Source organism: Pseudarthrobacter adonitolis, from assembly GCF_055412845.1.
In genome coordinates this window covers 58,722-66,543 of record NZ_JBVAYW010000019.1, presented here as the reverse complement: position 1 = coordinate 66,543, position 7,822 = coordinate 58,722, and the positions used below count along the sequence as shown (strand labels likewise).

5 protein-coding genes and 2 pseudogenes are annotated in these 7,822 nt (G+C 64.4%); 3 read left to right on the top strand and 4 right to left on the bottom strand.

Annotated elements, in window-relative coordinates; genetic code table 11:
• Positions 1–215 precede the first annotated feature (215 nt).
• A complete protein-coding gene (locus ACZYZ4_RS16030; RefSeq protein ID WP_463862466.1) occupies positions 216–452 on the bottom strand; it encodes a fructosamine kinase family protein in 237 nt (78 codons plus the stop codon).
• Positions 453–1,037: 585 nt separating this feature from the next.
• Here ACZYZ4_RS16030 and ACZYZ4_RS16025 point away from each other — a divergent pair.
• Complete coding sequence (locus ACZYZ4_RS16025) at positions 1,038–1,490, top strand: GNAT family N-acetyltransferase (RefSeq protein WP_463862459.1); 453 nt, start codon at positions 1,038–1,040, stop codon at positions 1,488–1,490.
• Between the two features lie 47 nt (positions 1,491–1,537).
• Here the strand turns inward: ACZYZ4_RS16025 and ACZYZ4_RS16020 are convergent.
• A pseudogene (locus ACZYZ4_RS16020) lies at positions 1,538–2,574 on the bottom strand (IS30 family transposase).
• Positions 2,575–3,196: 622 nt separating this feature from the next.
• Between ACZYZ4_RS16020 and ACZYZ4_RS16015 the strand changes: the two are divergent.
• Positions 3,197–3,547 (top strand): annotated as a pseudogene (locus tag ACZYZ4_RS16015) (recombinase family protein); the annotation flags it as partial.
• 53 nt (positions 3,548–3,600) lie between these two features.
• On the opposite strand, the gene ACZYZ4_RS16010 reads toward ACZYZ4_RS16015, so the two are convergent.
• Together ACZYZ4_RS16010 and ACZYZ4_RS16005 are read right to left on the bottom strand one after the other, a co-directional pair.
• Complete coding sequence (locus ACZYZ4_RS16010) at positions 3,601–4,857, bottom strand: MFS transporter (RefSeq protein ID WP_463862457.1); 1,257 nt, start codon at positions 4,855–4,857, stop codon at positions 3,601–3,603.
• A 10-nt stretch (positions 4,858–4,867) separates the two neighbouring features.
• Positions 4,868–7,027, bottom strand: a complete 2,160-nt coding sequence (locus ACZYZ4_RS16005; RefSeq protein WP_463862455.1) for an elongation factor G-like protein EF-G2 — start codon at positions 7,025–7,027, stop codon at positions 4,868–4,870.
• A 161-nt stretch (positions 7,028–7,188) separates the two neighbouring features.
• Between ACZYZ4_RS16005 and ACZYZ4_RS16000 the strand changes: the two genes are divergently transcribed.
• Positions 7,189–7,770 (top strand): hypothetical protein, encoded by a 582-nt coding sequence (locus tag ACZYZ4_RS16000; protein WP_463862453.1) that lies wholly within the window; start codon positions 7,189–7,191, stop codon positions 7,768–7,770.
• Positions 7,771–7,822 lie beyond the last annotated feature (52 nt).

Sequence of the window (7,822 nt, the reverse complement as noted above, 5' to 3'; positions counted from 1 at the left end):
CCTGCATCCCGGCCCAAAACACCTGCAGCAAATCCGGTCTTACGTAGATCGAATACCTCGCCATAACAACACCCATCCGCTAAGTGTTGCAATCACCGCAAGAACCCAAGGTTCCTTCATCGGGGATTGACGAGGTTGCGCATGAGGGTGATGTCCGCGGTCCTCGCGTCGCGGCGGGCGAGCGAGACTGCCATGATTGGGGCGAAGTTGCGGCCTCAGAGCCACCGGCGATCATCGTCTACGGGATCAGCAATATCAGCGAGCGGACGGCAGCGGCTGCGGATCTCCGCTTCGCTGGTGGCTCCTGTCATGGCGAGGTCGGTAAGGTCCATCGCTGGATCACCAATGTATGGGCGCGGGTCGATGGTGACGATGCCGGGGCCGTTGCCGAGGCGCAGGATGTTGCCGGGTTGAAGGTCGCCGTGAAGCATTGAATCCCCGCTACTTGCCATATCCATCGCAGCCGTGTGGCATCGACGCCAAACTGCTGTGTCGATCGGTGAGTCCGTGAGAGCGCGGCGGCGATCCCAAAAAACTCGAACACAAACTCCACGCGCTCATGGCGAGGGGAACATCAGGTTGAGGTGTCCGGCGCGGCGAGTAGAGGTCACTGAAGAGACCAGTGACGTCGGCGATGATCCGGCTCGGCGGTCAGCTTGATCGCTTCGGGGAGCCAATCGAGCAAGATCGCGCTGCGGATGGCGTCCGCGTCTACAAGTCGACGACGGTGTGCGCGTCTGCCCAGTACGTCAGCGGCTGCCTATTGCTCAGTAATCGTGCCGTCGGGTGAGAGCTTGAGCGCGAACCGCCTTCCGTCCGCACTCGACAACGGCGCCCGTTCCGCCCGCGTGGACAGTGTGAGTATCGAGGGCCCACTTCCGGCAGAGCTCTGCAACGATCGCTCCGAAGTCGTCGATCCAGATTGCGGACGCGGGGCCGAATCGATCGAGAAGTCGGTCGCGGGAAGCAGGTGGCATCGCGACCTGTGTCATGAACCCATGCTAAGTGTTGCGGCGCCATCGTGGGATGATCTTGCAATGAGCGAACTTGAAGTCAAGCGCTTGGTCCGCGGCGACGCGGCGGCGGCAGGCGTCATGTTTGAGATGATGGCGCGGGTCTTCGGAGAAGACAGCGAGCCGCTCGGCGAGGGCTACCTCGACGATCTTCTTGGTCGAGAGGGTTTCTGGGCCCTGGCGGCGTTCATTGGCCCGGATATCGTTGCCGGCCTAACTGCTCACACGTTGCCAATGACACGCTCAGCGTCGTCGGAGGTGTTCATCTATGATCTTGCCGTGCGGCAGGACCATTGGAGACAGGGCGTGGCAAGCCGACTGGTTTTCGAATTGTGTGCAACCGCTGCGCTGGCGGGCATCCACGAGATATTCGTTGCGTCCGACAACGAGGATGTGGACGCTCTGGATTTCTATCGGGCTCTGGGCGCTACCGCTTCGCCGGTCACGTTCTTCACCTTCAAGTGTGGCAATGCTTGAGTGTCCCGTAGAGGGTTCCTTGGGTTGCGTTGTCCCGGTTTTTGAGGTTACCCCAGATCTACGGTTGGCGTTTTATGTTCGGCCCTGAACCGTGCAGCTGGGGTGTCGTAGTGGAGGTTCTTTCTGGGTCGAGTGTTGAGCTCTCGCATCACGTGGTCGACGTGCTGGGCGCTGTGTACGGCCAGGTTGGTGCCTTTGGGGAAATATTGGCGGACGAGTCCGTTGAAGTTCTCGTTCGCGCCGCGTTGCCAGGGGCTGGATCGTTCGGCAAAGAAAACTGGAACGCCGGTGGCCTTCGTCAGCGCTTCATGGCCGGCCATTTCCACCCCTGGTCCCAGGTCAGCGAGCGTTTCAGGATGGTGGCAACGTGACGAACGCGCTGATGGCGGCGGCGTTGACGCTTGCCGCGGTATGGTCCTGGGGCAAGTTGACGATGATTCCGTACTGGGTTTTTCCGTTCCCTCAGCGTCATCATTGCCGAGACGGACCCGACTCCTACGATTAAATCGCCCTCCCAATGGCCTGCTTCCAAGCGGGTTTCCGCCTCGGCTGGCCGCTGGTCGATCATGGTCATGTTGCGGATCCGTGAGCCGTGCCCAGTGCGGGTGCGCCAACGGGTCTTGCGGATTCTTCTGCCGGTGCGCAGCTTGGTGGCGTAGCGCTTGTGCAGGCCCTGGCCCTCGCGCAGCAGCAGAGATCGATAGATCGTTTCGGGGCAGAGCCGCAACGTCTGGTCATCGGGGTAGGTTCTCTTCATCCATCCGCAGATTTCATCCGGGGACCAGCATCGGTTGAGCTTGCGTTGCACGAGCCCGCGCAGGCGGGGGTCGCCGATGAGTTTGTGGGCCTTGGGCCGGGCCCGTTGCAGCCGAGCGTCATGATCGGCTGTGCGGGGCAGATAGCGGCCTTCGACGTCTCGATGGCGGTCCAGCTCTCTTTTGATGGTGGAGGGCTGACGCCCGAGTTCACGGGTCATCACTCCGCGCATGGAATGTCCCAGTTCCAGGAGGTCGGCGATCTGCAGCCGGTCCCGGGCATCGAGGTATCGGCCGGTCGCGACCGGCGCGGGCTTGAGGGAGGGGATCTGCTAGTTATTGGCTCGCCGGAGCAGCGTACCTGTTCGTCGATGCATACCGAGAAGTCTGCATGCGTGGGCGTTGCTTTTACCCTCTCGCATCAGCTGCCAGTACTTCGTGTCCCGTTCGGTGCGTCGCTGTTGCGCCCCGGAAACCGTTGAAGCTAGGACTTTGTCTGCGTAGCGGCTCGACGACAACACGGCGGCGCGTTGGGCCGCCGCTGCCCCATTCCGCTCTTTCGCCAGCTAGGCGAGGCGTTCGCGTTCGAAACTGCGACAGCGCTGATCTGTCAGGCGCAGAAGGGCCCGACAGCGCTTCATGGTGGCCTTCGAGCTCCGAGTTGGTCGAACCGAATGTGGAACCACCGATACGCTGTCGAACGGCTCACCCCGCTGGCCAGGGCCGACTCATCAAGGCTCTTGCCACCCTCAAACGTCACCCAGAATGCGGCTTCGTCTTCGACATTGGCCTGTAGATGGTGGCCCGTAGCCCTGCTGACGACTGCTTCCCAGGCTGGGAGCCTGGATGAGACGAAACCAAGCACTGCCGTCGCTTCGGCCGGACTAGATCCGTCGCGGCGGAACTCCAAGTATCTTTCACGCAACCAGCGGTAACCGGTCTCTTTGCCGCCGGGCGCGGCCCGGACTCAGGGAAGCGCTGGCCGCCTGCCGTGACGGGGACACCCTGGTCGTGACCAACTCGACCGCCTGGCCCGGTCGCTGCGCGATGCGAAGGAAATTGTTGATGAACTCACCCGCCGCGAAGTCAAGCTAAGCATGGCGGCTCCATCCATGACCCCAGCGATCCCGTGGGCCGGCTTCTCTTCAACGTCCTGGCCACACGCTTTCCAAAAAGCAGGAAGTCCACCTGGTCTCCGTTCACCTGGCAGGGACGCACACGACGGTGGAACTTGCCGAACTCTTCACGGTAGCGCGCTCAACCGTCCACCATGCCATCAAACGTGCCGGCGACACCACATAGCCCCTTAGCGTGAATTTCCGCACCGATCCTCCTCAGACCCTGAGGCCATCGCCTCAGGTCGATGTGCCGGCTTCGGTGGTTGCTGTGTCGGCCGGCGAGCGCCGCCCGCGGCTCGCCAGCAGGAACGGCACGGCGAACAATTCGATCACACCGCTGATGGCGAGCGACAACGGATAGCCATACACATCCGCTGCCCGTCCCATTAGCGGCTGCACCACAATGCCGCCGCTGGATCCCAGGAGTGAATCGAAGCTGAGTACTGTTGCTCTCGGCTTTGAAGCGATCATGTCGTTCAAATAGGCCTGCCGCACCGGGGTGCCCGCCGCGGAGACCAGGGCCCAGAGCACCAGCAGCAGCAAGGCCACCCAAAACACCCGCGTGATGCCGAGCCCCACCAGGATCAGTGCGCCCATGCTGCTGCTCACTACCAGCACAGTGGTACGTCTGCGGACCCGGCGACGGACAGTTGGTGCCAACCAGCCGCCCAAGATCTGCGCTCCTGCCACAACGGCCGCCGCAAGCCCGGCGACGGAGTAGGCCCGAGGGTCCCCGAAAAGCTCAAGCAGGTACGGTTGCAGCGCGTAGAACACATAGAAAGCGACGCCGGAGCTGAAGGGCGCTGCCAGCATGACGTACCGCACGGGCGGGTTCTTGAGGCCACTCTCAATGGAGGCGGTCAGCACTGCCCGGGTCGCTTGGAGCGGATGCGGGGAGCGTTCCGGAGTGAATCCAACATCGCGCATCAGCAAGAAGGCCACCCCAAACATCGCCACGAGCACGCCTACCCGCACCAGGAACGGCACGCCCAGGTCAGTAACCTGGGCGATCACGCCGCCGGCCGCCGAGCCCACCAGCATCGCGAAGCCCGACACCATCTGTCCCCGTCCGAAGACGGTCTCCAGGTCCCCGTAATATCCCGAAAAACGCAACGCATCCACCAGCCAAGCCTCCACGGCCCCGGAGAAGAACGTGAAGCCCAGGCCCAGCAGGACCGACACCACTGCCCAGGACCAGAAGGGAGCGGACAACTGCCAGAGCAGGTAGTACAGGTACGTGGAGGCAGCCAGGGTCACCGTGCCGAGCAGGAATGAGACCCGGCGTCCCCAACCATCCGCGATGACCCCGGTGGGCACTTCGAACAGGACCATGCCGGCAGTGAAGAACGCGTTGGCCGCGAATGCTTCAAGGTTGCTCAGTCCGGCATCCAACAAAAAGAGCGTGTTGATTCCCCAGATGAAAGAGGCCGCAAGGGTATTGCCCAGCGTCAGGGTGAGGTAGATGCGCTGGATCTTCCGCGCGGCTGCGTTCATGATGTGGCATTCATGAGCTGCTGGGCACCGGGTCATGCCGGAGGTACCGGCGTTGGAACCGGCCGGTCCCGGCAGTCAGCGCCCGCAGCTCCACCGCGTACTTCAGCAGTTCTTGGTCAGGGACTTCCGCGCTGATTTCGGTCAGCTCACCGCAGGAGGTGGCCGTACCGGTGAGCCTGCCGCGGCGTGCTGAGAGGTCACTCATCACGGCACCCACATGCGCCTCGGACACGGTGATGCTGACCGAGGAAACCGGCTCGAGCAGCTGGATGCGACCAGCCGCGGCGGCCTCCCGGAGCGCCAGCGCGCCGGCCGCCTGGAAGGCGGCGTCGGAAGAGTCAACGCTGTGGGCCTTCCCGCCCACCAGTGTGACGCGCAGGTCCACCACGGGGAACCCAGCAGCCAGTCCTTTCTGCATCTGCGCGCGCACCCCCTTCTCGACGGAGGAGATAAACGTTCCGGGGATCACCCCGCCCACGGTTTTGTCGACGAATTCGAAGCCGCCGCCACGGTCCAGCGGCTCCACGTCGATGTCGCAGACGGCATACTGCCCGTGTCCGCCCGACTGTTTGACGTGCCGGCCGTGGCCCGTTGCCGGGGCGGCGAACGTTTCCCGCAGCGGCGTCACCACGCCAATAGTGTGCAGCTTCACGCCCTGGTCGCGCAGCCTGTCCAGCACCACCTCGGCATGGGCCTCCCCCATGCACCACAGGATCAGCTGGTGTGTTTCCGCGTTCCGCTCCACACGCAGCGTCGGATCCCCGGCGGCCACCTTCGCCAGGCTCCGGGCCAGCGCATCCTCGTCACTGCGCGAGTCCGCCTCGACTGCCACCGGCATCAGCGGCTCCGGCATCTCCCAGGTCGCCAGCAGCAGCGGCTGGTCCTTGGCCGAGATGGTGTCCCCGGTTTCTGCACTTCCCAGTTTCGCCACCGCACAGATGTCACCGGCCACACAGTGCGCTACGGGACGCAGGTTGGGGCCCAGCGGCGAATACAGGTGTGTGACGCGCTCGTCGGTGTCATGGTCCTGATGGCCGCGATCCGCGAGCCCGTGCCCGCCGACGTGCACGGGAGTGTCCGCACGCAAGGTGCCGGAAAAAACCCGCGTCAGGCAGACCCGGCCCAGGAACGGATCAATGGTGGTGCGGACCACCTCTGCTGCCAGCGGCCCGTCCGGGTCACAGACCAAGGCCGCCGCCGGAGCGCCCGCCAGGTCAGTCACCTCCGGGAGGCCGCCCTCCACGGGTGACGGGAAGCCCCGGGTCAGGACTTCCAGCAGTTCCGCCGTGCCGAGCCCGGTGACAGCAGAGGCCGGCACGACCGGAAAAAAGGAACCACGGGCGACGGCGGTTTCCAGGTCCGCGATCAGGACATCGGTGTCGATGTCCTCACCACCCAGATAGCGGTCCATGAGGGTCTCGTCCTCGCTTTCGGCGATGATCCCTTCGATGAGCCGGCCCCGGGCTGCCTCAGACCCCGCGCGCTCGCCGGGGTCAGCGTCCCGGGACCCGGCGTCCACCTCCCCGGCGGAGTAGTCAGAGATTGTGCCGGTCACCAGTCCCAGCAGCCCGCTGGTTTCGCCACCGGCCCGCACCGGGACGTACAGCGGCAGCACCGAGTCGCCGAACGCCTGCTGGCAGGCGGCCAGGACGCCGTCGTAATCTGCCCGGGGGTGGTCAAGGCGGGAGATGACCACAGCCCGAGGCATCCCGAGGCGTTCGCATTCGCCCCAGAGAGCCGTGGTGGTGGCGTCGATGCCGTCCACGGCGGAGACAACAAAGAGGGCGGCGTCCGCAGCCCGGAGCCCCGCCCGAAGTTCGCCGATAAAATCCGGATATCCCGGCGTATCCAGCAGGTTGACCTTGATGCCGTTGATGAGCAGCGGAACCAGGGACAGCGTGACCGACCGCTGCTGCCGCACTGCAGACGCGTCGGAGTCACTGACGGTGGTGCCCTCCGCAATGGAGCCTTTGCGTGAAATCATCCCGTGGGCGGCCAGCAATGCTTCGATCAGCAGGGTCTTCCCGGCGCCTGAATGCCCCACGAGCGCCACATTGCGCACCTGTTCCGGCCCCGCTGCCGCAATGCCGTTGGAAGCATCAGCCCGGCGCACCTCCGGCCCTCCCCGCCCCGGTGTCCGCGCTGTGTCCTTTGCGCCTTTCACTGACATGGGAACCTCCTGGCGTCTTTGCCATGCACCGGGCCGAATCGTGTTCTCTGATTCGACACCCTGGCAGGCACAAGGGCAAGAGCGTCCACCCGGACGACGCGGCCGCAGCGGTGGATAATGGCAGCCAGAGCCCAAAAGTCCGTGCCAGTGAGGAGGTCCCTGTGCAGCCGCCGCCGCGCATCACAGTGGAGGTTCCCGTACTCACGGTGGGATCAGGCCCCTCTGACTACAAGGCGCTGGGCAGCTATGTCAACGCCCTGCGCAGGCCGCAGGGGCTGCACCTGACGCTGCTGCATATCGGCATCCTGGCCGATTTTGCGCAGGACGTCGCGGACTGGACCAAGGGGATCACCTCGGCCGGTGATGCCGTCCGGCACACAACGGGCTGGTTGCAGGGCCTGCCCGTACTGGACGGGTTTGGGGGAACCTCGGAACAACTGATTGTGCTGGGTGGCGGAGGCATCTCCGGGCTCGAAGTGGACGTGCCCCGGCGCGTGCACGACTACCAGGTGTCCCTGGTGCTGGGCCTGCATGATCTGCTGGACAGGCTCCTCGTGGACAATGTGGACGACTTCATCCTCAGCTCACCGGCGCTGGGCTACCGCTATCCGCACTGGGTGCCCCATGTCGCCGTCGGCCGTCCAGTATCGCGGGAACGCGAGCCGCGGACAATTGACCCACTGACCGTCGCCTTTGGCCCGTCGCGGATCAGGAACGGCCGGTTCCTCACGGCAGCCAACTGACGAACCGGCGCGTCAGAGCACCGCCGTCGTCCTTGCGCCTTGGTGGAACTGA

Coding starts and splice junctions, on each gene's coding strand:
- ACZYZ4_RS16030 (WP_463862466.1), bottom strand. CDS start 452: ATGGCAAGTAGCGGGGATTCAATGCTTCACGGCGACCTTCAACCCGGC.
- ACZYZ4_RS16025 (WP_463862459.1), top strand. CDS start 1,038: ATGAGCGAACTTGAAGTCAAGCGCTTGGTCCGCGGCGACGCGGCGGCG.
- ACZYZ4_RS16010 (WP_463862457.1), bottom strand. CDS start 4,857: ATGAACGCAGCCGCGCGGAAGATCCAGCGCATCTACCTCACCCTGACG.
- ACZYZ4_RS16005 (WP_463862455.1), bottom strand. CDS start 7,027: ATGTCAGTGAAAGGCGCAAAGGACACAGCGCGGACACCGGGGCGGGGA.